Origin of the sequence: Streptomyces sp. NBC_01176 (assembly GCF_045039825.1) — a bacterium.
GTDB lineage: Bacteria > Actinomycetota > Actinomycetes > Streptomycetales > Streptomycetaceae > Streptomyces.
Window position 1 is genome coordinate 3,513,447 of the sequence record NZ_CP108600.1, and the last position, 23,481, is coordinate 3,536,927.

Sequence of the window (23,481 nt, forward strand, 5' to 3'; positions counted from 1 at the left end):
CCAAGTTCTTGATGCGCTCCTGACAGGAGACGAGATCTCCTGCCACTCTTCCCACGGTCGCTCCACAGCAACCTCACAGTATCTCCGCCGTGCCGCGACCGAAGACCTTCGTGCAACTGGTTCCGCGTTCCGACCTGTTCTGCCCGGACGGCTACCCACCGCCCGGATCCCCACTGGCCGCGCGAGCCGTGGCCACGCAGAAGGAGTCAGTGTTGAGCAGCATGTCCTCGCACAGACGCACCTCCCACACCGCCCGTCGCCGTGTCGCCGCCGTCGCCCTCGTCGGCGTCTCCGCCCTGCTGGCCGCCGCGGTCCAGTCGGGCGCCGCGAGCGCCGCCCCCCAGAAGCCGGTCCCGGGCAGGGTCGACCCCGGCGCCGTCGCCCTGAGGCTCACCCCCTCGCAGCGCGCCGAGCTGATACGCGACGCCGACGCCGCCAAGGCGACCACCGCCAAGGACCTCGGCCTCGGCGCCAAGGAGTCGCTGGTCGCCCGCGACGTCATCAAGGACGCGGACGGCACGGTCCACACCCGCTACGAGCGCACCTACGAGGGACTCCCGGTCCTCGGCGGCGACCTGGTCGTCGACACCGCCAAGTCCGGCCGGACGGAGCGGGTCATCAAGGCGACGGGAGCCGCGATCAAGGTCGCCTCCCTCACGCCCGCGGTCGCGGCCGGCACCGCGGAGCGACAGGCCCTCTCCGCCGCCAAGGCCGACGGGTCGAAGAAGACCGGCGCCGACCGCGCGCCCCGCAAGGTCGTCTGGGCGGCGGACGGCAGGCCCACCCTGGCCTACGAGACGGTCGTCGGCGGCTTCCAGGACGACGGCACCCCGAACCAGCTGCACGTCATCACCGACGCGGCCACCGGCAAGAAGCTCTACGAGTACCAGGGCATCGAGACCGGTGTCGGCAACACCCAGTACAGCGGCCAGGTGACCCTGACGACGACGCAGTCGGGCTCCAACTACACGCTGACCGACGGCGCCCGCGGCGGCCACAAGACGTACAACCTCAACCGGGGGACGTCGGGCACCGGCACGCTCTTCTCGCAGACCAGCGACACCTGGGGCAACGGCACCATCTCCAACGCCGCGACGGCCGGCGCGGACGCGCACTACGGCGCGGCGGAGACCTGGGACTTCTACAAGAACACGTTCAACCGCAGCGGCATCAAGAACAACGGCGTCGGCGCCTACTCCCGCGTCCACTACGGCAACGCGTACGTCAACGCGTTCTGGGACGACAGCTGCTTCTGCATGACCTACGGCGACGGATCCGGCAACGCGGACCCGCTGACCGCACTGGACGTGGCCGGCCACGAGATGAGCCACGGTGTCACCTCCAACACCGCGGGCCTCAACTACACCGGCGAGTCCGGCGGTCTGAACGAGGCGACCTCCGACATCTTCGGCACCGGCGTCGAGTTCTACGCCAACAACACCTCCGACCCCGGTGACTACCTCATCGGCGAGAAGATCGACATCAACGGCGACGGCACCCCGCTGCGCTACATGGACAAGCCCAGCAAGGACGGCGGCTCGGCGGACAACTGGTCCTCCAGCGTCGGCGGGCTGGACGTCCACTACTCCTCGGGCGTCGCCAACCACTTCTTCTACCTGCTCTCCGAGGGCAGCGGCGCCAAGGTCATCAACGGCGTCAGCTACAACTCGCCGACCGCCGACGGCCTCCCCGTCACCGGCATCGGCCGCGACAAGGCCCTGCAGATCTGGTACCGGGCGCTCACCACCAAGTTCACCTCGACCACCAACTACGCGGCGGCCCGCACCGGCACGCTCGCGGCGGCGGGTGAGCTGTACGGCACCACCAGTGCCGAGTACACGGCGGTCCAGAACGCCTGGGCGGCCGTGAAGGTCGGCTCGCGTCCGGGCGGTGGCGGCGGCACGGGGACGTCGTTCGAGAACACGGCCGACGTATCAATTCCGGACAACGGAGCGGCGGTCACCTCCTCGGTCTCCGTCACCGGCCGCACCGGCAACGCCCCGTCGAACCTTCTGGTCGACGTGAACATCGTGCACACCTGGCGCGGCGACCTGGTCATCGATCTGGTGGCCCCGGACGGCTCGACGTACCGCCTGAAGAACTTCAGTTCGTCGGACTCCGCGGACAACGTCCAGGAGACCTACACGGTCAACGCCTCTTCCGAAGTCGCCAACGGCACCTGGAAGTTGAAGGTCCAGGACCAGGCGGCACAGGACACCGGCTACATCAACAGCTGGAAGCTGACCTTCCCGTAGACCGCGGGTGAACGCACACCTCGGACAGGGCGCCGCCCCGGTGGTTCAACTCCCCGGGGCGGCGCCCCCTTTGCGTCACCCCGAGTTTGCGTTGCCCCGTCCTTTACCCGTGATCGGGTCCGTATTACGTACAGCGATCTTCATCCAACGGACGCTTTTCGGCCAACATGCGCTTGCACTCCTGACATGTACGCGCCTCGGATGTCACTCTTCCACCGCACGGCTCACCCGCACCGCAACTTCACCTGTCCGAACGGCCACCCCACGGCGTCCGGACGCCCCCACAGAAGGAGCTTGCGTGACCCCCCTCTACGCGCGTCACAAGCGCACCACTCTGGCCATCGCCACCGCTGTCGCCGCCGGAGCCCTGCTCACCACCGGTCTGACCACCGGTGCCTCCGCCCAGTCCGAGCCGCTCGCCTCGGCCGGCCAGGCGAAGCTCCCCGGCGCCACGGTCCAGCTGTCCGCCGCCGCGCGCACCAGCCTGATCAAGCAGGCCGACGCGGCCGCGCCCGAGACCGCCCAGCAGATAGGTCTCGGCGCCAAAGAGAAGCTGGTCGTCAGAGACGTCGTCAAGGACGCGGACGGCACGGTGCACACCCGCTACGAGCGCACGTACAACGGCCTCCCGGTCCTCGGCGGCGACCTGGTCGTCCACGAGTCCAAGGCCGGCCGCACCGAGGGCGTCACCAAGGCCGTGAAGGCGGCCATCAAGGTCACCTCGCTGAAGCCGCAGGTCACCACGGCGAAGGCCGAGAAGCAGGCGCTGACCGCCGCGAAGTCGGCCGGCTCCGCGCAGACCACGGCCGACCGTGCCCCCCGCAAGGTGATCTGGGCCGCCACCGGCAAGCCCACCCTCGCCTACGAGACGGTCGTCGGCGGCCTCCAGGACGACGGCACCCCGAACGAGCTGCACGTCATCACCGACGCGGCCACCGGCAAGAAGCTCTACGAGTACCAGGGCATCGAGACGGGCACCGGCAAGAGCCTCTACTCGGGCACGGTCACGCTCAGCACCACCAAGTCGGGTTCGACGTACAACCTGACGGACGGCACGCGCGGCGGCCACAAGACGTACAACCTCAAGCACGGGACGTCCGGCACCGGCACGCTGTTCACCGACGCCGACGACGTGTGGGGCACCGGCACCGCCTCCAGCTCCACCACGGACCAGACGGCCGCCGCGGACGCCGCCTACGGGGCCCAGGAGACCTGGGACTTCTACAAGAACACCTTCGGCCGCAACGGCATCAAGAACAACGGCGTGGGCGCCTACTCCCGGGTCCACTACGGCAGCTCGTACGTCAACGCGTTCTGGGACGACAGCTGCTTCTGCATGACGTACGGCGACGGTTCCGGGAACACCCACCCGCTGACCTCGCTGGACGTGGCCGGCCACGAGATGAGCCACGGTGTCACCTCCAACACCGCGGGCCTCAACTACACCGGCGAGTCCGGCGGTCTGAACGAGGCGACCTCCGACATCTTCGGCACCGGCGTCGAGTTCTACGCGGCGAACGCCTCCGACCCCGGTGACTACCTCATCGGCGAGAAGATCAACATCAACGGTGACGGCACCCCGCTGCGCTACATGGACAAGCCGAGCAAGGACGGCGGCTCGGCGGACAGCTGGTCCTCCGGCGTCGGCAACAAGGACGTGCACTACTCGTCCGGCGTCGCGAACCACTTCTTCTACCTCCTCGCGGAGGGCAGCGGCGCGAAGACCATCAACGGCGTCTCGTACAACTCGCCGACGTCCAACGGCTCCACGGTCACCGGCATCGGCCGCGCCAAGGCGCTGCAGATCTGGTACAAGGCGCTGACGACGTACATGACGTCGACGACGAACTACAAGGCCGCCCGCACGGCGACGCTCTCCGCGGCGTCCGCGCTGTACGGCTCCGGCAGCACGGAGTACGCGACGGTGGCCGCGGCCTGGTCCGCGGTCAACGTGAGCTAGTGATCCACTAGACGCGAGGGCGGTACCCGGGGAGTGATCGGCTCCGGGTACCGCCCTACGCTGTCCCCCATGGTCTCCCCGGACACTCCCTTCACCTACGAGGACGTGGGCGCGACGCGCGACGGCCGCTGCCCGCCGGGGTTCCGACCCCTCCACCTCCGCACCCGTATCGGCGAGGGCGAAGAGCTCTTCCGCGCCGCCTCCGAAGCCGTCATGACCTGGGCGATGCACCGGGCGATGGGCGTGGCCGTGTCCGCCGGCACCGACCGAGCCGCCCCCGGCACCGACGTCACCCTCGGCATCGGCCCGATCAAGGCGCCCTGCCGGGTCGTCTGGACCGTCGAGGAGTACCGCCGCACCGGCTGGGCCTACGGCACACTGCCCGGCCACCCCGAGTGCGGCGAGGAGTCCTTCGTGGTCGACCGCACCGGCGACGGCACGGTCTGGCTGACCGTGACCGCCTTCAGCCGCGCGGCCAGGTGGTACACCCGCGCGGCCGGCCCGGCGGGCCGCGGCCTCCAGCACGCGTACGCCCGCCGCTGCGGTCAGGCCCTGCGCCGCCTGTGCGCGGGACTCGACCCGGTCTGACGGCGGCGCGGGCCACGGGGCCCCGGTGCGCCCGGCTCAGCGCATCAGGACCCCGGCCGCCTCCCCCACGCCCTCCGCGGGCACCGCCACAACCCCCACCTCGGCGCTCGACGCGAGCAGCCGGTGCGTGGGAAGGATGCGGACCGTGTAGCCGAAGGGTCCCGTGCGGTCGAGCGAGAGCGGACCCTCGTACACCCACCGCCCCTCCGGGTCGGGGCCGCCCGCCGGCTTCAACGGGACGCAGGTCGCGTCCGCGATGCCGTCCTGCGAGTCGACGCGCCCGGAGACCGCCTGCACCTCGACGTCGTCGGGAGCGAGGTCGCCCAGCGCGACCCGCACGCGCAGGGCGAGGGTGGTCCCGAGTTCGGCCGTGGTCGTGGCGGCGGTGGCCTCCACGTGGTCGACCGTGACCCGGGGCCAGGCGGCCCGGACACGGGACTTCCAGGAGGCCAGCTCGCGGGCCGTGTCCGGGGAGAGCGCGCGGTGCGAGCGGGCGGCGGGGGTGTACAGGCGCTCCACGTACTCGCGCACCATCCGCCCGGCCAGGACCTTCGGGCCGAGGTGGGTCAGCGTCTGGCGGACCATCTCGATCCAGCGGTCCGGCAGACCGCCCTGACCCCGCTCGTAGAAGCGGGGGGCGACGCGCCGCTCCAGCAGGTCGTACAGCGCCGCCGCCTCCAGGTCGTCGCGCCGGTCGTCGTCGGTGGCCGTGCCGTCCGCGGTCGGGATCGCCCAGCCGAAGTCCGGCCGGAACCACTCGTCCCACCAGCCGTCCAGCACCGAGAGGTTGAGGCAGCCGTTGAGCGCAGCCTTCATCCCGCTCGTCCCGCACGCCTCCAGCGGGCGCAGCGGGTTGTTGAGCCAGATGTCGCAGCCCGGGTAGAGCTTCTGCGCCATCGCCATGCCGTAGTCGGGCAGGAACACGATCCGGTGGCGTACCCGCGGGTCGTCCGCGAAGCGGACCAGTTCCTGCACCAGGCGCTTGCCGCCGTCGTCCGCGGGGTGCGCCTTGCCCGCCACCACGATCTGGACCGGCCGCTCGCCGTGCAGCAGCAGGTCCATCAGCCGGTCCCGGTCCCGCAGCATCAGCGTCAGCCGTTTGTACGAGGGGACACGGCGCGCGAAGCCGATGGTCAGGACGTCGGGGTCGAGCACCCCGTCGATCCAGCCCAGTTCGGCCGTCCCGGCACCGCGCTGGCGCCAGGAGGCGTACAGCCGCTCGCGCACCTCCACCACCAGTTGCTCCCGCAGGACCCGGCGCAGATCCCAGATCTCCTGGTCGGCGATGTCCGCCACCGCGTCCCAGCGGTCCGAGCCGCCGACCGTGAGCGCGTCCTCGGTGCGCTGCGCGCCGATCTGGCGGGCGCCGAGCCTGAAGACCTCCGGCGCCACCCAGGTCGGGGCGTGCACGCCGTTGGTCACCGAGGTGATCGGGACCTCGTCCGGGTCGAATCCCGGCCACAGACCGGAGAACATCTCCCGGCTGACGTGTCCGTGCAGCAGGGAGACGCCGTTCGCGCGCTGTCCCAGCCTGAGACCCATCACCGCCATGTTGAAGAGGTTCGGCTCGCCGCCCGGATAGGTCTCCATGCCGAGGCCGAGGATCCGTTCGACGTCGATGCCCGGGAGTTCGGCGTCGGGGCCGAAGTGGTGGGCCACCAGTTCACGGTCGAAGCGGTCGATCCCGGCCGGGACGGGGGTGTGGGTGGTGAAGACCGTTCCGGCCCGCACCGCCTCCAGCGCGGCGTCGAAGTCGAGTCCGGTCTCGGCGAGTTCGGCGATCCGTTCCAGTCCGAGAAAACCCGCGTGCCCCTCGTTGGTGTGGAACACCTCGGGCTGCGCGTGCCCGGTGAGGCGACAGTACGTCCGTACCGCGCGCACCCCGCCTATGCCGAGCAGCATCTCCTGGAGCAGCCGGTGTTCGCTGCCGCCGCCGTACAGCCGGTCGGTGACCCCGCGCCCGCCGAGGTCGTTCTCCTCCACGTCGGAGTCCAGCATCAGCAGGGGCACCCGGCCGACCTGGGCCAGCCAGATCCGCGCCCGCAGCGCCCGTCCGCCGGGGAGGGCCAGCGCCACCTGGGCGGGGGTGCCGTCGATCTCCCGCAGTGGTACCAGCGGGAGTTCGTTCGGGTCCAGGAGCGGATAGTGCTCCTGCTGCCAGCCGTCCCGGGACAGGGTCTGCCGGAAGTAGCCGTGCCGGTACAGGAGACCGACCCCGATCAGGGGGACGCCGAGGTCGCTGGCGGCCTTCAGATGGTCGCCGGCGAGGATGCCGAGGCCCCCGGAGTACTGCGGGAGCGCGGCCGTGATGCCGAACTCGGGTGAGAAGTAGGCGATGGCGGCGGGGAGTTCGGACGACTGGGTCTGGTACCAGCGCTCGCCGGTCATGTAGTCGCGCAGGTCGTCGGCGACCGCGGCGAGCCGGCGCAGGAAGCGGCGGTCCTCGGCGAGTTCCGCCAGTCGCCGGGGCGGCACGCCGCCCAGCAGCCGTACGGGGTCGCCGTCCGACGCGGACCAGTGCTCGGGGTCGACGGACTGGAAGAGGTCGCGGGTCTCGGCATGCCAGGACCAGCGCAGGTTGCGCGCCAGGTCGCTGAGCGGGTGGAGGGCTTCGGGCAGTACGGGCCGGACGGTGAATCTGCGGATTGCCTTCACGAGTTCCACCTTCACGAAGGACGTAAGCGGCAGGACGTACGCGGCTGAGGGACGCACGTCCTTGTGCGCCCTTCGTCATCCACGACGTTAGCGGCGAGAGTGCCTCCGCAACTACGGCGCACGGGGGAACTCCGGCGTGGCGGGCCGGGGTCGTCCGGCGCCGGACGTCCCCTTGACAAGGGCTCGGGCGTCACGGTGGGTTCGGCCTGGACTCCCCGCGATCTTCACCTGTGTCCCACGACTGATATGGCCGATTCCGCACTCATGGGCGGCCTTGTGGCACTTCACACCGCACGAGAGGCTGCCAGGTGGCGTGCGGCGGACCGCGGCCCGCACCGGTCGGTCCGGTTCCGCGCACGCCGAGTCGAGGAGGGGAACTCACGTCATGGCACGGACGAGACAGTGGCGTCCGCACGGGGCAGGGGGCCTGGTCGCGGTCGTGACGGCCGCGGTGCTCTCGGCCGGCACGCTGCCCGCGCACGCCGCGTCGGAGGTCCGGCCGGCCGGCGTCGGCGCCTCCGGTTCCGTCAGCGGAAGCTACATCGTGACGCTCAGGGAGAGCACCCGGGCTCCGTCTCCCGAGGGAAGGGGCATCGCCGAGAAGTACGGGGCGGAAATCAGCCATACGTATGGCACCGCGCTCAACGGCTATGCCGTACGGGCCGGTGAACGGCAGGCCCGCCGGCTCGCGGCCGACCCCCGGGTGGCCTCGGTCGTCCAGGACACCCGGGTACGGCTCGACCGGACCGAGCAGAACCCGCCGTCCTGGGGCCTGGACCGGATCGACCAGCCCGGTCTGCCGCTCGACCGGAGTTACGCCGCGCCGGCGTCGGCCGGCGCGGGCGTGACGGTGTACGTCATCGACACCGGCATCCGGATCACGCACCGGGACTTCGGCGGCCGGGCCCGCTACGGCTGGGACTTCGTCGGGAACGACCGGTCCGCGGGCGACGGCAACGGACACGGCACCCATGTCGCGGCCACCGTCGCCGGGACGGCGTACGGCGTCGCCAAGAAGGCCCGGGTCGTCGCCGTCCGGGTGCTCGGCGACGACGGCTCCGGCACCACCGCGCAGGTCATCGCGGGCATCGACTGGGTGACCCGGCACGCGCACCGGCCCGCGGTCGCCAATCTGAGCCTGGGCGGGAAGGCCAACGCGCAACTGGACGCCGCCGTACGCAACTCCATCGCCTCCGGCGTGACCTACGCGGTCGCCGCGGGCAATGGCGGACAACCGGCCAATCTGTACTCCCCCGCCCGCGTCGCCCAGGCCCTCACCGTCGGCGCCGTCGACCGGACCGACACCCGGGCGCGATTCTCCGACTACGGCACCTCGCTGGACCTCTTCGCACCCGGCGTGGCGATCACCTCCGCGTCGTACCGGAGCGACACCGGGAAGGCGACCCTCTCCGGTACGTCGATGGCGAGTCCGCACGTCGCGGGCGCGGCGGCGCTCTATCTCGCCGACCACCGCCGGGCGACACCGGCCCAGGTGGGCAGGGCACTCGTACGGCGCGCGGCGTCCGGGAGGGTCGCCGGCGCGGGGGCGGGTTCGCCGGACAGGCTGCTGCGGGTAGGCGGTCCCTAGAGACCCGCCGGGGGGACGGGAACCGGCCCCGCCCGCGCGGGACGAGGCCGGTCCTGTACGCAGACATACGCGTAAGGAGTTAACAAAGCGCCGGATTGCCCACCCGAATAGGGTGGGAAGGCTCCTGCGGTACAGCCCGCAGGCCCCACCTCCCCACACCCTCATCCGCCCACCCACGTTGACGCGGACAGGAGCGGTCATGCCCGCCACGCACCACACGTCGCCACCCCCGACGACCACCCCCGACACCTCTCCCCCACGCGCGGTCGACGCCGCTCCCGGTGCCCCGGAGAAACCCTCCGCAGACCCCCGCGGCGGCGTCGGACGCATCCCCGTACTCGACGTACGCCCCCTCGTCCTCCAGGGCCGCCGCCCGGCCAAGGCGGTGGTCGGCGAGGCCTTCGAGATCTCCGCGACCGTCTTCCGCGAGGGCCACGACGCGGTCGCCGCGAACGTCGTCCTGAAGGATCCGCAGGGCCGCCCCGGTCCCTGGGCCCCGATGCGCGAACTCGCCCCCGGCACCGACCGCTGGGGCGCCACGGTCTCCGCGGGCAGGACGGGCCGCTGGACGTACACCGTGGAGGCGTGGAGCGATCCGGTCTCCACCTGGCGCCACCACGCGGGGATCAAGGTCCCGGCCGGCATCGACACCGAACTGGTCCTGGAGGAGGGCGCGCGGCTGTACGAACAGGCGGCCGCCGGTGTGCCCGTGAGCCGGGGAAGGGACGTCGTGCTCGCCGCGGCGGACGCGCTGCGCGACGCGGACCGGCCGGCCGCGGCCCGTCTCGCCGCCGCCCGCACCCCCGAGGTGGACCGGCTCCTGGCCCGCCACCCGCTGCGCGAACTCGTCACGTCCTCGGAGCCGTTGCCCCTGCTCGTGGAGCGCGAGCGGGCCCTGTTCGGCTCCTGGTACGAGTTCTTCCCGCGCTCGGAGAGCGGCCGGCTGGACCCGCCGGTGCACGGCACGTTCCGCACCGCCGCCGAACGCCTGCCCGCGATCGCGGAGATGGGCTTCGACGTCGTCTACCTGCCACCGATCCATCCCATCGGCACCACCCACCGCAAGGGCCCCGACAACACCCTCTCCGCGGGTCCGTGCGACGTGGGCGTGCCGTGGGCGATCGGCTCACCGGAGGGCGGGCACGACGCGGTCCACCCGGATCTCGGCACCATCGACGACTTCGACGCGTTCGTACGCCGGGCGGAGCGCGAGGGCCTGGAGATCGCCCTCGACTTCGCTCTCCAGTGCTCCCCCGACCACCCCTGGGTGGAGAAGCACCCGGAGTGGTTCCACCACCGCGCCGACGGCACGATCGCGTACGCGGAGAACCCGCCGAAGAAGTATCAGGACATCTACCCGATCGCCTTCGACGAGGACATGCCGGGGCTGGTCCGGGAGACGCTGCGGGTGCTGCGGCACTGGATGGACCACGGTGTCCGGATCTTCCGCGTGGACAACCCGCACACCAAGCCGGTGGTCTTCTGGGAGCAGGTCATCGCCGAGATCAACCGCACCGACCCGGACGTGATCTTCCTGGCCGAGGCGTTCACCCGGCCCGCGATGATGCGCACGCTCGGGGCGATCGGCTTCCAGCAGTCGTACACGTACTTCACCTGGCGCAACACCAAGGAGGAGCTGACCGACTACCTCACCGAGCTGTCGGGCGAGGCCGCCGCGTCCATGCGGCCCAACCTCTTCGTCAACACCCCGGACATCCTGCACGAGTTCCTCCAGCTCGGCGGGCGCCCGGCCTTCGAGCTGCGGGCGGTGCTCGCCGCGACGCTGTCACCGACCTGGGGCGTCTACAGCGGTTTCGAGCTGTGCGAGGGCACCCCGCTGCGGAAGGGGAGCGAAGAATACCTGAACTCCGAGAAGTACCAACTGCGTCCGCGTGACTGGGAGTCCGCGGAGCGTGACGGACATAGCATCGCGCCGTTGCTGGGCGCGCTCAACGCGATCAGGCGGCGCAGCCCGGCCTTGCGGCAGTTGCGCGACCTGCACTTCCACCACACGGACAAGGAGGCGGTGATCGCCTACTCGAAGTCCGTCACGGACGCCCGCGGATCGAACACGGTTGTGGTCGTGGTCAACCTCGACCCCCACCACACCCAGGAGGCCACGGTCTCGTTGGACATGCCGCAACTCGGCCTGGACTGGCACGAGTCCGTGCCGGTGCGCGACGAGCTCACCGGCGAGACCTATCACTGGGGCAGGGCCAACTATGTGCGTCTCGAGCCAGGGCACAGGCCCGCGCACATTCTCACCGTCCTGCGACCGTCCTCACCGCAGATCGGAGGGTCACCCACCATATGATCATCAACGAGCCCGTACCGGACACCTTCGAGGACACTCCGGCCAAGGACCGCGACCCCGAATGGTTCAAACGCGCCGTCTTCTACGAGGTCCTGGTCCGCTCCTTCCAGGACAGCAACGGCGACGGCGTCGGTGACCTCAAGGGCCTCACCGCGAAACTCGACTACCTCCAATGGCTCGGCATCGACTGCCTCTGGCTGCCCCCGTTCTTCAAGTCCCCCCTGCGGGACGGCGGCTACGACGTCTCCGACTACACCGCCGTACTCCCCGAGTTCGGCGACCTCGCCGACTTCGTCGAGTTCGTCGACGCCGCCCACCAGCGCGGCATGCGGGTCATCATCGACTTCGTCATGAACCACACCAGCGACCAGCACCCGTGGTTCCAGGAGTCCCGCTCGAACCCCGACGGCCCCTACGGCGACTACTACGTCTGGGCCGACGACGACAAGCAGTACCAGGACGCCCGCATCATCTTCGTCGACACCGAGGCCTCCAACTGGACCTTCGACCCGGTCCGCAAGCAGTACTACTGGCACCGCTTCTTCTCCCACCAGCCCGACCTCAACTACGAGAACCCGGCCGTCCAGGAGGAGATCGTCTCCGCGCTGCGGTTCTGGCTCGACCTGGGGATCGACGGCTTCCGGCTGGACGCGGTCCCGTACCTGTACCAGGTCGAGGGAACCAACTGCGAAAACCTTCCGGCAACGCACGAGTTCCTGAAGCGGGTGCGCAAGGAGATCGACACGCACTACCCGGACACGGTCCTGCTGGCGGAGGCGAACCAGTGGCCCGAGGACGTCGTCGACTACTTCGGAGACTTCCCCTCCGGCGGCGACGAGTGCCACATGGCCTTCCACTTCCCGGTCATGCCCCGCATCTTCATGGCCGTACGCCGCGAGTCCCGCTACCCCGTCTCCGAAATCCTCGCGAAGACCCCCGCGATCCCGAACAACTGCCAGTGGGGCATCTTCCTGCGCAACCACGACGAGCTCACCCTCGAAATGGTCACCGACGAGGAACGCGACTACATGTACGCGGAATACGCCAAGGACCCGCGCATGCGCGCCAACATCGGCATCCGCCGCCGGCTCGCCCCCCTGCTCGACAACGACCGCAACCAGATCGAGCTGTTCACCGCCCTGCTGCTGTCCCTGCCGGGCAGCCCGATCCTCTACTACGGGGACGAGATCGGCATGGGCGACAACATCTGGCTCGGCGACCGCGACGCCGTGCGCACCCCCATGCAGTGGACCCCCGACCGCAACGCCGGATTCTCCTCCAGCGACCCCGGCCGCCTCTTCCTGCCCACGATCATGGACCCCGTCTACGGCTACCAGGTCACCAACGTCGAAGCCTCCATGTCCTCCCCCTCGTCACTGCTGCACTGGACCCGCCGCATGATCGAGATCCGCAAACAGAACAAGGCCTTCGGCCTGGGCACCTACACCGAACTCCCCTCCTCCAACCCCGCCGTCCTCGCCTTCCTGCGCGAAGCCCCCTCGACCGAGGACGAGGGCGACGACCTGGTCCTGTGCGTGCACAACTTCTCCCGCTTCGCCCAGCCCACCGAACTCGACCTGCGGGCCTTCAACGACCGCCACCCCGTCGAGCTCATCGGCGGAGTCCGCTTCCCCGCCATCGGTGAACTCCCCTACCTGCTCACCCTCGCAGGCCACGGCTTCTACTGGTTCCGGCTCCGCAAGGACGCCGTGTAGAACCGGGGCGGGGCGGTTTCCCCCGTCCCGCCCGGGGCACCCATCAGTAACACCCCCGACTCGCCCGGACTCCGGGTCCCTGGGTCCTTGGGTCTCCGGTCCCCCGGTCCCTGGGGAAAGGACGCGACGCCATGTCGGAAGCCGCCACGCACCCTGCCACGGAACCCGTCGCCCGCCCCGAGCTGCTCGCTTCGCTCGACCCACTGCTGCGGGAGTGGCTGCCACGCCAGCGCTGGTTCGCGGGCAAGGGACGGCCGGTCACCGGTTTCTCCCTGGTGACGGCCAACGAGTTACTGCCGACGTCCGGTCAGCTGGGCCTGCTCCACCTCCTGATACGGGCCCACCAGCCGGCCACCCCGGCTCAGGGGGCCACCGCCCAGCAGGGCGACTGCTACCAGTTGCTGATCGGCGTACGCGAGGCACTGCCGCCGCGGCTCGCGCCCGCGCTGATCGGGCATGTGGAAGAAGGTCCCCTGGCCGGGCGCACCGTCTACGAGGCGCTGCACGACCCTCGCCCCGCCGACGTGCTCCTCGAGGCGCTGCGCACCGGGGCCCGGGTCGGCGAGCTGCGTTTCGAGCGCGACCACCGCCAACGGATCCGGAGCGGACTGGCGCCCCGGCTGGTGACGTCCGAGCAGTCCAACTCCTCCCTCGTCTATGGAGATACGTTCATTCTCAAGGTGCTGCGCCGCGTCGTGCCGGGCGTCAACCCCGACCTGGAGCTGCCGCGCATGCTCGCCCGGGAGGGCTGTCCGCGGGTTCCGGCACCCGCGGCGTGGATGACGGCGGACATCACGGACGCCCAGAATCCGGCGGGCGGCGAGACATACGTCCTCGGTGTGCTGCAACCCTTCGTCCGGGGCGCGACGGACGGCTGGGAGCTGGCGCTGCACGGGCTGGCCAAGGGCGAGGACTTCGGCGGCGAGGCACGGGCGCTGGGCCGGGCCACCGCCGAGGTGCACACGGCACTCGCCCGCGCGCTGCCCACGAGCACACTGGGGCACGTACAGATGGAGCTGCTGGTCGAGGGCATGACCGAGCGGCTGGCCGCGGCGGCGCAGGCGGTGCCCGCGCTGCGCCCGTACGCTCCCGGTCTGCGGACCGCCTTCCAAGCGCTGGCGGATCTGGCCGGTGAGGGGCGGACCTGGACCGCACAGCGCGTCCACGGGGATCTGCACCTCGGCCAGTGCCTGCGCGCGCCCACCGGGGAGTGGTCGCTCATAGACTTCGAGGGCGAGCCGTCGAAGCCGCTGGCCGAGCGCCGTATGCCGCAGCCGCCGCTGCGGGACGTGGCCGGAATGCTCCGCTCCTTCGACTACGCGGCCCGCTCGAATCCCCGGACTCCCGGCGCCGCCCCGGCCCCCGCCCCGGCCGTGTCCGAGTGGGCCGAGACCTGCCGGGCCGCCTACTGCGCCGGCTACGCGGAGGTCGCCGGGCACGACCCGCGCACCGACCCCGTCCTGCTGCGCGCCTACGAGACGGACAAGGCGGTCTACGAAGTCCTCTACGAGGCCCGGCACCGGCCGGACTGGCTGCCGGTGCCCCTGGCGGCGGTGGGCCGGCTCGCCGCATCCCCCTGACGTTTCCCGCTCACCCCGCCGAGGAGGCCCTGCCCGTGACGCCCCGCCCCCCGTCCGACGACAGTCCGAAGAAGAACGGTGCCAAGAAGCCGGCCACCGGCAAGAAGGCGGCGGTCCAGAAGACTGCGGCCCAGCAGACGGAGGCCGGGAAGGCGGCCGAGGGAAAGCCCGCGGCCAAGGCCCCCGAGAGGTCCGCCGGGCGGAAGCCCGCCGGGAGCAAAGGCACGAAGTCCGCCAAGAAGGCTCCCGAGCCTGCCTCCGCGGGCGGTCCCCCGGCACCCGCCGGGGCCACTCCGGCACCCGCCGACACCCCGCCCACCGCCACCGGCACCGCTGCCGACCATCTGTCCAACCCTGCGACGCCCTACGTCGGTTCGCCTCCCCGCGCCGACGTCGTTCCCGTCTTCGCCGGTCTCGGCCCGGGCGACCGGGAGCGGCTGCTCTCCGGTACCCACCACGATCCGCACGGGGTCCTGGGCGCCCATCCGGTGCCGGGCGGAGTGGCGTTCCTGGCCTTCCGGCCGTACGCCCTGGGCGTGACCGTCGTGACGGACGACCTGCGGGCCGAACTGCACGACGACGGGGACGGCTTCTTCTCGGCCGTACTGCCGCTGCGCGCGGTCCCGGACGCCTACCGGCTGCTCGTGGCGTACGAGGAGACGGTCCAGGACACCGAGGACGCGTACCGTTTCCTGCCCTCGCTCGGCGAGCTCGACCTCCATCTGCTGGGCGAGGGCCGCCACGAACAGCTCTGGCAGGCCCTGGGCGCCGAGCCGATGACCCATCAGGGCGTGACCGGCACCCGTTTCACGGTGTGGGCGCCGAACGCGCGCGGGGTCCGGCTCGCGGGCACCTTCAACTTCTGGGACGGCACGGGGTATCCGATGCGCTCGCTCGGCTCCACGGGCGTCTGGGAGCTGTTCGTGCCCGGCATCGGCGAGGGCGAGCTCTACAAGTTCGAGATCACCCGCCCCGACGGCTCCCGCACCCTGCGCGCCGACCCGATGGCCCGCCGCACCGAGGTCCCGCCCCGCACGTCGTCGATCGTCCACACCTCGCACCACACCTGGCACGACGAGGAGTGGATGGCGGGACGGGGGAAGCGTCCCGCTCATGAGGCGCCGTTCTCCGTCTACGAGGTGCATCTTCCGTCCTGGCGCCCCGGCCTGACCTACCGTCAGCTCGCCCAGCAGCTCCCCGCCTACGTCGCCGACCTCGGCTTCACCCACGTCGAACTCATGCCCGTCGCCGAACACCCCTTCGGCGGCTCCTGGGGATACCAGGTCACCGGCTTCTACGCCCCCACCGCCCGCCTCGGCACCCCCGACGACTTCAAACACCTCGTCGACGCCCTCCACCAGGCCGGCATCGGCGTCCTCATGGACTGGGTCCCCGCCCACTTCCCCCGCGACGAATGGGCCCTCGCCGCATTCGACGGACGCCCCCTCTACGAACACGCCGACCCCCGCCGCGCCGCCCACCCCGACTGGGGCACCCTCGAATTCGACTTCGGACGCCGCGAAGTCCGCAACTTCCTCGTCGCCAACGCCGTCTACTGGTGCCAGGAATTCCACATCGACGGACTCCGCGTCGACGCCGTCGCCTCCATGCTCTACCTCGACTACTCCCGCCAGCCCGGGCAGTGGACACCCAACGAACACGGCGGCCGCGAAGACCTCGACGCCGTCGCCTTCCTCCAGGAGATGAACGCCACCGTCTACCGCCGCAACCCCGGCGTCGTCACCATCGCCGAGGAATCCACCGCCTGGGACGGCGTCACCCGGGCCACCCACCACTCCGGCCCCGGCGGCTTCGGCGGACTCGGGTTCGGGCTGAAGTGGAACATGGGATGGATGCACGACTCACTGGACTACGTCCAGCACGAGCCGGTGCACCGCAAGTACCACCACCACGAGATGACGTTCTCCATGGTCTACGCCTACAGCGAGAACTACGTCCTGCCCATCTCCCACGACGAGGTCGTCCACGGCAAGAAGTCGCTCGTCTCCAAGATGCCGGGCGACTGGTGGCAGCAACGCGCCACCACCCGCGCCTACCTCGGCTACATGTGGGCCCACCCCGGCAAACAACTCCTCTTCATGGGCCAGGAGTTCGCCCAGGGAGCGGAATGGTCCGAGACCCACGGACCCGACTGGTGGCTCCTCGACCCCGCCTACCCCGCGGAGGCCGACCACCGGGGCGTCCGTGACCTGGTCCGCGACCTCAACACCGTCTACCGCCACACGCCGGCGCTCTGGGAACAGGACACCGACCCGTCCGGCTTCCAGTGGGTGGTCGGCGACGCCGCGGAGGACAACGTCTTCGCGTTCCTGCGTCTCGACGCCGAGGGCACCCCGCTGCTCGCGGTCTCCAACCTCTCCCCGGTCGTCCGCCACGCCTACCGCCTCGGCGTCCCCGACTCCGTCCCCGCCTGGCAGGAGACCCTCAACACCGACAGCGCCCGGTACGGCGGAAGCGACGTCACCAACCCGGACGTCGTCAAACCGGAACCCCAGGCCTGGCACGGCCGCCCGGCCAGCATCCGCCTGACGCTGCCACCGCTGGCGACGGTCTGGCTCCGACCGGCCTGAGGCCGCCCGGCAACCGCTGCGGCACTCCGGAGCACACCCGCAGCCGCGCACCCGGCCCGGCCCTCCGGTCTCCGCTCCCGCTGAGGGGCGGGACCGGAGACCGGAGGGCTCCGTCGTACGCGGCCGCCGCCCGGGGCGCGACCGCGGCACGAAGCCGCCGCGCGCCCGTGGTGCCTACCCGAACGCCTCGGCCAGCGCCTCGGGCAGTTCCCCGGTGTGCAGGACGCCCAGCCGCTGCGTGGCCCGGGTCAGTGCCACGTACAGGTCGCTCGTGCCGTACCGTCCCGGCTCCACCACCAGCACCGAGTCGAACTCCAGGCCCTTGGACTGGCGGGGGTCGAGCAGGACGACCGTCCGGGTCAGGTCGGGCTCTCCGCCCGCCGTCACGCCGTCCAGCCGGGCGGCCAGTTCCGGATGCAGGTCACGCGGGGCGATGACCGCGAGGCGGCCCTCCGCCGGGGTCAGTTCCGCCACCGCCTTCGCCACCGCGCCGGGCAGGTCGTCGGTCGCGCGGGCCCACGGGCGTACGCCCGTCGTCCGCACCGAACTCGGCGGTTCGAAGCCGGGGTGCTCCGCACGGACCACCGCCGCCGCGACCTCCATGATCTCGGACGGGGTGCGGTAGTTGACGGCGAGCCGGGTGTGCTCCCAGCGGTCCTCGACATACGGGGCGAGGATGCGTTCCCACGACCCGACCCCGGCCGCCTCGGCGGTCTGCGCCGGGTCACCGACCAGCGTCATCGACCGGGTGGGACTGCGCCGCATCAGCAGCCGCCAGGCCATCGGCGAGAGCTCCTGCGCCTCGTCGACGATGATGTGGCCGAACGCCCAGGTCCGGTCGGCCGCCGCCCGCTCGGCGGCGCTGCGGTGGTCGTCCTCCTCGTGCCGCTCGGCCATCCGCTCGGCGTCGATGATGTTGTGGGCGGACAGGACCTCGGAATCCTCCTCGTCCTTGTCCTCGAACTCGTACGTACGGGAGGCGTAGGACACGTCGAGCACGCCCTGCGCGTAGGCGACCTGGGCGCGGCGCTCCTGGTCGGCCAGGGCCCGCGCGACCCGGTCGTCCTCGCCCAGCAGTTCGGCGGCCTCGTCGAGAAGGGGGACGTCGGCGACGGTCCACGCACCGGTGACCGGACGGCGGATCGCCTCCGCGTCCTCCTCGCCGACGTAGCCCTCCGGCTCGGCGAGGAAGTCGGCGACCAGCCGCTGCGGGGTCAGCCGCGGCCACAGCTGGTCGATGGCCGACCAGACCTCGGGGTTCTCGGCGAGGTCGTCACGGATCTGGGTGATGTCGCTCGGGTCGAGCAGGTTGGACCCGTCGAAGGGGTCGGTGCCGATGCGTTCGGCGAGCATGTCGGTGAGCGTGTTGAGGATGTGGCCCTCGAAGTGCTCGCGGGCCACGTTGTGCGGCAGATCGGCCTCGCGGGTGCGTTCGCGGGCGACCCGGACGAGCCCGGCGTCGAGCATCAGGATGTCGCGGTCGTGCTCGATCGCGATCACCGGGTCGGGCAGCGCCTGACGGTCGCGGACCACCGAGACCAGCACCTCGGCCATGTCGGCGCGGCCCTTGACCGCGGCGGCCCGCGGGGTGTCGGTGGCCGTGGCCTTCACGCCGGGGAACAGTTCGCCGACGGTGGCGAGCAGCACGCCCGTCTCGCCGAGCGAGGGCAGCACCTCGCCGATGTAGCCGAGGAACGCCGGGTTCGGGCCGACGATCAGGACGGCGCGCTTGGCCAGCAGCTCCCGGTACTCGTACAGCAGGAACGCGGCCCGGTGCAGCGCGACGGCCGTCTTGCCGGTGCCGGGGCCGCCCTCCACCACCAGCACGCCCCGGTGCGGGGCGCGGATGATGCGGTCCTGCTCGGCCTGGATGGTCTGCACGATGTCGCTCATGCGGCCGGTGCGCGCCGAGTTGAGCGCGGCGAGCAGGACGGCGTCGCCGGTCGGGTCCTCGTGGCCGGTGCGCCGGCGGTCGCCGAGGTCGAGGATCTCGTCGTGCACGTCGGTCACCCGGCGGCCCTCGGTACTGATGTGCCGGCGGCGGCGCAGGTCCATCGGGGTGTGCCCGGTGGCAAGGTAGAAGGGGCGGGCGACCGGGGCCCGCCAGTCGATGAGGATGGGGGTGTGCTCGATGTCGTCGGCGCGGACGCCGATACGGCCGATGTGGTGGCTGACGCCGGTGGTGAGGTCGATCCGGCCGAAGCAGAGCGAGCCGTCCACGGCGTTCAGCGCGGCCAGCAGCCCCGAGCGCTCGGCGACGAGCACATCGCGTTCGAGCCTGGCCTGCATGGGCGTGTTGCCCTGCGCGAGCGCGTCGCCGACGGAGGCCTCGGTGTCGCCCCGCAGCACGTCGACGCGCGCGTACAGCCCGTCGATGAATTCCTGCTCCTGCTGCAATTCAGCATCGGGAAATTCTGCGTTTGAGCCCCTGTTTGACAATTCCGCTCCCGCCCGGATATACTGTGGCCAGTGAACTTCTCCACGACTTGATGTATTCAAGTCGCGAACCATTCAATATACGCAAGAAAAACCCCCGGGTGCAATTTCCCCGGGGGTTTTTCTTTGGGTCGGCCGCGCCCGAGGCGCCCCGCTCAGAGCACGTCGGACAGCTCCTCCCGCAGCCGCCGCCTGGGCCGGGCGCCCACCATCGACTTCACCGGCTCACCGCCGCGGAACACCATGAACGTGGGCATCGACAGGACCCGGTAGGCGTTGGTCGTCTCCGGATTCGTGTCGACGTCCAGCTGGACGACCTTGAGCCGCCCCTCCTCCTCGGCCGCGAGAGCGCTCAGCACCGGCCCCATCTGCCGGCACGGCGGACACCAGTCGGCGGTGAACTCCACCAGCACGGGAAGCTCCGCGCCGATCACCTCCGCCTCGAAGTCCGCGTCCGTCACCGAGGCCACGCCCGTCAGATCGATCACCGTGTCCGCCCTCCCAGTTCGCACACCGGCTCCGGACCCCCCGGAACCGCCGCGTCGGCGGCCAGCTCGTCGCGAGCCCGCTCGGCCCGCGCCAACTGCGCGCCGACCTCGCTCCGCACCGCCCGCAACTCACCGATCAGCGCGTCGAGTTCACCCAGCTTGCGGCGGTAGACCGCGAGCGAGGCGGGACAGGAGTCCCCCTCCGGATGCCCGGCCCGCAGGCACTCCACGAACGGCCGCGTCTCCTCCAGGTCGAACCCGAAGTCCTGCAGCGTCCTGATCTGCCGCAGCAGCTTCAGGTCGTCCTCGTCGTAGGTGCGGTAGCCGTTGCCGGCGCGCCGCGCGGGCAGCAGCCCCCGCGACTCGTAGTACCGCAGCGTGCGCGTGGTGGTCCCGGCCCTCGTCGCCAGCTCGCCGATTCGCATGTCCCGAACGTAATCCTTGACGTCGGCGTCAGGGCAAGGCCGGTGCCGGCGGCGCGGGTCAGGCGTGGGCCGCCACGCCCGCCGACTCCTCGACCTCCAGCAGTGACGCGCTCTGCCGCTCCTCGTCGAACGCCGCGCGTCCGCCGCGCAGCCCGAAGAGCCGTTTGGCGAGGGCGATGTAGAGGACGGCGAGGATGTTCAGGACCAGGGTGGCGATCTTCAGCCAGCTGACGTGCTCGGTGAGCTCGTAGACCTCCAGGGGCAGGAAGGCGGCGGTGGCGACCACCGTCAGGTACTCCGCCCAGCGCTTCGCGTACCAGAGGCCGCCCGCCTCGACGAGTTCGATCAGCGCGTACGCCAGCAGCAGCGCGGCCACCAGGACCAGCGTGGAGTGCTTGTAGCCGAAGGATTTCTGGATGCTGCCGACGACCGGCGAGTGGTCGAGGTCGTAGTGGAAGTGCCTGAAGACCGGCCGGAAGACGTTCAGGTACTCGTCGAAGAGACGGCGCACGGAGTCCTGGCTGTTGCTGAACCTCCACACCGCGGCCGCGACCAGCACGATGAACACCCCGCGCACGGCCCGTTCGATCGCCAGGAAGCGCAGGATGAACAGATCCCGCAGCACCTTGCCGCGCGGCACGAGCGGCGCGTCCTCCGCGGGCCCCGAGCCGTGCGGTTCGCCGAGCACGAAGTCGCCGCAGCGCAGACAGCGCCAGGCCTCGCCGAGGCTGGTCCCGGCGCGCAGACGGTCGCGCAGCCCCGGCTCGTCCGGCGCGTACGTCGCATGGCCGCGACGCGCGCACGTCCGCCGGTCCCAGTCGATCTTCATACTCCGTGCCCTCCGCAGAACATGCAGAACATCACGTGCCGTGCCGGTAGGTCCGGCACGGCACGGTAGTGCATGTTCTACGAGACGGGGGCCCGGGGGTCACGGTTCCGCGAACACCGTCGTGGGCCACGGTCAGCGCGCCGCGGCGCTCTCCTCGGACTCGCTCTCCGCCTCGGGCTCGGCCTTCGTCTCCGACACGGACCCGGCCTCGGACCCGGATTCCGTCTCGGCGTCCCCCGCGCCCCCGGCCTCCGTGACCCGGGCGTCCCGGGTGTCCTCCTCGTCCGCCCGCGCCCGCGTCTCCCCCGTGCGCTCCTTCCACGGCAGCAGCACCGCCACCAGCACCGTCCCCACGCCCAGGATCACCGCGCCGATCAGGCTGGTGTGCGCCACCGCGTCCGAGAAGGACGAGCCGACCGCGTCCGCCATCTGCCGGGCCCCGTGGGCGAGCTGGTCGGACTGCGCCTTCAGCTGCGCGGCCTTCTCGGTGTTCCCCGCGTGTCCGGCCCGTGCGGCCTGCTCGCCGAGCTGCCGGGCCTTGTCACCGATGCCCTGGGCGACCGCGTATCCCGCGCCGACCGAGTCCTGGGCCGTGGCCAGCGCGTCCGCCGGGAGCCTGCCGCCCGTGGTCGCGTCCGAGAGGTGCGAGGAGTACGAACTCGCCAGCACGGAGCCGAGGAGGGCGATGCCGAGCGAGCCGCCGAGCTCCAGCGAGGTGTCGTTGACCGCGCCGCCGACACCGAGTTCGGACTCGGGGAACGCGCCCATGATGGCGTCCGTGCAGGGCGAGAGCGCGAGTCCGATGGCGAGACCGAGGATGACGAGAGGGAGGACGAAGTCGCCGTACGACGATGCCGCGTCCACCCGGGTGAGGAGCGCGAGCGCCGCCGTACCGCCGACCATGCCCGCGGTCACCGTGATCCTCATGCCGACGCGCGGGGTGAGGTAGCCGGTGAGCGCCGAGCCGGCGAAGACGGCCCCGGCGAGCGGCAGCATCCGCACGCCGGTCTCCAGCGCGTCGTATCCGAGCACGAACTGCAGATGCTGGGTGAGGTAGTAGAAGGCGCCGAAGACGGCCAGGAAGAAGAGCGCGACGGCGAGGTTCGAGCCGGCGAACCGGCGCTGGGCGAACCGGCGTACGTCGACGACCGGGCGCGGGTGGCGCAGCTCCCACACCACGAAGGCCACCAGTCCGAGCCCCGCGACGACCGCGGCCGTGACGGCCCGGACGCCCCATCCGAAGTGCGGTCCCTCGATGATCATGTAGACCAGCGCGCCGATCCAGACGACCGACAGCAGACCGCCGACGTGGTCGACGCGGTGCTGGTGCGCGGCCCTGGAGGGCGGTACGAGGACGAGGGCGCCGATGATCGCGACGGCGGCGATCGGCACGTTGATCAGGAAGGTGGCGGACCAGCCGTGGTGCTGCAGCAGCGCGCCCGCGACCAGGGGTCCCGCCGCGATGGCGAGTCCGGCCGTGGCGGTCCACAGGGTGATCGCCTTCGCGCGTTCCGCGCGCGGGAAGGTCGCGGCGAGCAGGGAGAGCGTCGCGGGCATGATCAGCGCGGCGCCGACCCCCATCACGGCACGGGCCGCGATGACCCCGGCGGAACTGTCCACGAGCGACCCCGCCACCGCGCCGCCGCCGAAGACCACCAGCCCCAGCACGAGCGCGCCGCGCCGGCTGTACTTGTCGCCGATCGCGCCGAGCAGCAGCATCAGCGCGGCGTACGGGACGGTGTAGCCGTCGATGACCCACTGCAGGTCGGCGCTGGACAGGCCGAGGTCCCGGGTCATGTCGGGGGCCGCGACGGTGAGGGCGGTGTTCGCCATCACGATGATCAGCAGGCTCAGGCAGAGCACCAGCAGCGCCCACCAGCGCCGGGCGTAGGGCCGGTCCATCCGCTCGACCGGTTCGTTGACGACGAGACGCATGGGGACGGCCGCCCTCTCCTCACTCGACTTGCACATCGCCGTGCAACTGCACGACAGTGTGCAATGTATGACGATGCACAGCACTGTGCAAATCGATGGGACGGAGCCCTGGGCGAAGGAGC

Annotated in this window: 14 protein-coding genes; 8 read left to right on the forward strand and 6 right to left on the reverse strand. The window is 71.2% G+C overall.

The window, feature by feature from the left end:
• The first annotated feature begins 221 nt into the window (after nucleotides 1–221).
• The 3 genes from OG199_RS14875 to OG199_RS14885 all read left to right on the forward strand — a co-directional run bounded on the left by OG199_RS14875 (nucleotide 222) and on the right by OG199_RS14885 (nucleotide 4,803).
• The gene (locus OG199_RS14875) at nucleotides 222–2,255 is read left to right on the forward strand and encodes a M4 family metallopeptidase (protein ID WP_405834552.1); all 2,034 of its coding nucleotides are present in this window, start codon (nucleotides 222–224) and stop codon (nucleotides 2,253–2,255) included.
• Nucleotides 2,256–2,553: 298 nt separating this feature from the next.
• Nucleotides 2,554–4,215: a M4 family metallopeptidase gene (locus OG199_RS14880; RefSeq protein WP_401799753.1), complete on the forward strand. Its 1,662-nt coding sequence runs from the start codon at nucleotides 2,554–2,556 to the stop codon at nucleotides 4,213–4,215.
• A 69-nt stretch (nucleotides 4,216–4,284) separates the two neighbouring features.
• Nucleotides 4,285–4,803 carry a DUF1990 family protein gene (locus OG199_RS14885; RefSeq protein ID WP_405829849.1) on the forward strand — a complete coding sequence of 173 codons (519 nt, stop codon included), beginning with the start codon at nucleotides 4,285–4,287 and terminating at the stop codon, nucleotides 4,801–4,803.
• 36 nt (nucleotides 4,804–4,839) lie between these two features.
• Here the strand turns inward: OG199_RS14885 and OG199_RS14890 are convergent, their stop codons facing one another.
• On the reverse strand, nucleotides 4,840–7,458 hold the full coding sequence (locus OG199_RS14890) for a glycosyltransferase family 1 protein (protein WP_405829851.1): 2,619 nt from the start codon (nucleotides 7,456–7,458) through the stop codon (nucleotides 4,840–4,842).
• 385 nt (nucleotides 7,459–7,843) lie between these two features.
• On the opposite strand from OG199_RS14890, the gene OG199_RS14895 reads away from it, so the two are divergent.
• From OG199_RS14895 to glgB, 5 genes are all read left to right on the forward strand, one after another.
• Entirely contained in the window at nucleotides 7,844–9,046 is a 1,203-nt protein-coding gene (locus OG199_RS14895) for a S8 family peptidase (RefSeq protein ID WP_405829853.1), read from the forward strand.
• 199 nt (nucleotides 9,047–9,245) lie between these two features.
• Nucleotides 9,246–11,360 carry an alpha-1,4-glucan--maltose-1-phosphate maltosyltransferase gene (locus OG199_RS14900; protein WP_405829855.1) on the forward strand — a complete coding sequence of 705 codons (2,115 nt, stop codon included), beginning with the start codon at nucleotides 9,246–9,248 and terminating at the stop codon, nucleotides 11,358–11,360.
• Nucleotides 11,357–13,075, forward strand: coding sequence for a maltose alpha-D-glucosyltransferase (treS, locus tag OG199_RS14905; RefSeq protein WP_401799746.1), 1,719 nt, complete (start codon nucleotides 11,357–11,359; stop codon nucleotides 13,073–13,075). Before OG199_RS14900 ends, treS begins: the two co-directional genes overlap by 4 nt.
• Nucleotides 13,076–13,206: 131 nt before the next feature.
• Nucleotides 13,207–14,655 (forward strand): maltokinase N-terminal cap-like domain-containing protein, encoded by a 1,449-nt coding sequence (locus OG199_RS14910; RefSeq protein ID WP_405829857.1) that lies wholly within the window; start codon nucleotides 13,207–13,209, stop codon nucleotides 14,653–14,655.
• Nucleotides 14,656–14,690: 35 nt separating this feature from the next.
• Nucleotides 14,691–17,246, forward strand: coding sequence for a 1,4-alpha-glucan branching enzyme (glgB, locus tag OG199_RS14915; protein WP_405829858.1), 2,556 nt, complete (start codon nucleotides 14,691–14,693; stop codon nucleotides 17,244–17,246).
• A gap of 174 nt (nucleotides 17,247–17,420) precedes the next feature.
• Here glgB and OG199_RS14920 read toward each other — a convergent pair whose 3' ends face one another.
• The 5 genes from OG199_RS14920 to OG199_RS14940 all read right to left on the reverse strand — a co-directional run bounded on the left by OG199_RS14920 (nucleotide 17,421) and on the right by OG199_RS14940 (nucleotide 23,359).
• Nucleotides 17,421–19,643 carry a HelD family protein gene (locus OG199_RS14920; RefSeq protein ID WP_405829860.1) on the reverse strand — a complete coding sequence of 741 codons (2,223 nt, stop codon included), beginning with the start codon at nucleotides 19,641–19,643 and terminating at the stop codon, nucleotides 17,421–17,423.
• 194 nt (nucleotides 19,644–19,837) lie between these two features.
• A complete protein-coding gene (locus OG199_RS14925; RefSeq protein WP_323138413.1) occupies nucleotides 19,838–20,170 on the reverse strand; it encodes a thioredoxin family protein in 333 nt (110 codons plus the stop codon).
• Nucleotides 20,167–20,595 (reverse strand): MerR family transcriptional regulator, encoded by a 429-nt coding sequence (locus OG199_RS14930; RefSeq protein WP_351722365.1) that lies wholly within the window; start codon nucleotides 20,593–20,595, stop codon nucleotides 20,167–20,169. The genes OG199_RS14925 and OG199_RS14930 overlap by 4 nt, the downstream gene beginning before the upstream one ends.
• 58 nt (nucleotides 20,596–20,653) lie before the next feature.
• Complete coding sequence (locus OG199_RS14935; RefSeq protein ID WP_356804187.1) at nucleotides 20,654–21,424, reverse strand: DUF2127 domain-containing protein; 771 nt, start codon at nucleotides 21,422–21,424, stop codon at nucleotides 20,654–20,656.
• 132 nt (nucleotides 21,425–21,556) lie between these two features.
• A complete protein-coding gene (locus OG199_RS14940; RefSeq protein WP_405834554.1) occupies nucleotides 21,557–23,359 on the reverse strand; it encodes an MFS transporter in 1,803 nt (600 codons plus the stop codon).
• Nucleotides 23,360–23,481 lie beyond the last annotated feature (122 nt).

Excerpts from the sequence above, each read along its gene's own strand:
- OG199_RS14940 (WP_405834554.1), bottom strand. The coding sequence starts at position 23,359 with ATGCGTCTCGTCGTCAACGAACCGGTCGAGCGGATGGACCGGCCCTAC.
- OG199_RS14930 (WP_351722365.1), bottom strand. The coding sequence starts at position 20,595 with ATGCGAATCGGCGAGCTGGCGACGAGGGCCGGGACCACCACGCGCACG.
- treS (WP_401799746.1), top strand. The coding sequence starts at position 11,357 with ATGATCATCAACGAGCCCGTACCGGACACCTTCGAGGACACTCCGGCC.
- OG199_RS14875 (WP_405834552.1), top strand. The coding sequence starts at position 222 with ATGTCCTCGCACAGACGCACCTCCCACACCGCCCGTCGCCGTGTCGCC.
- OG199_RS14910 (WP_405829857.1), top strand. The coding sequence starts at position 13,207 with ATGTCGGAAGCCGCCACGCACCCTGCCACGGAACCCGTCGCCCGCCCC.
- OG199_RS14885 (WP_405829849.1), top strand. The coding sequence starts at position 4,285 with ATGGTCTCCCCGGACACTCCCTTCACCTACGAGGACGTGGGCGCGACG.
- OG199_RS14895 (WP_405829853.1), top strand. The coding sequence starts at position 7,844 with ATGGCACGGACGAGACAGTGGCGTCCGCACGGGGCAGGGGGCCTGGTC.
- OG199_RS14900 (WP_405829855.1), top strand. The coding sequence starts at position 9,246 with ATGCCCGCCACGCACCACACGTCGCCACCCCCGACGACCACCCCCGAC.
- OG199_RS14935 (WP_356804187.1), bottom strand. The coding sequence starts at position 21,424 with ATGAAGATCGACTGGGACCGGCGGACGTGCGCGCGTCGCGGCCATGCG.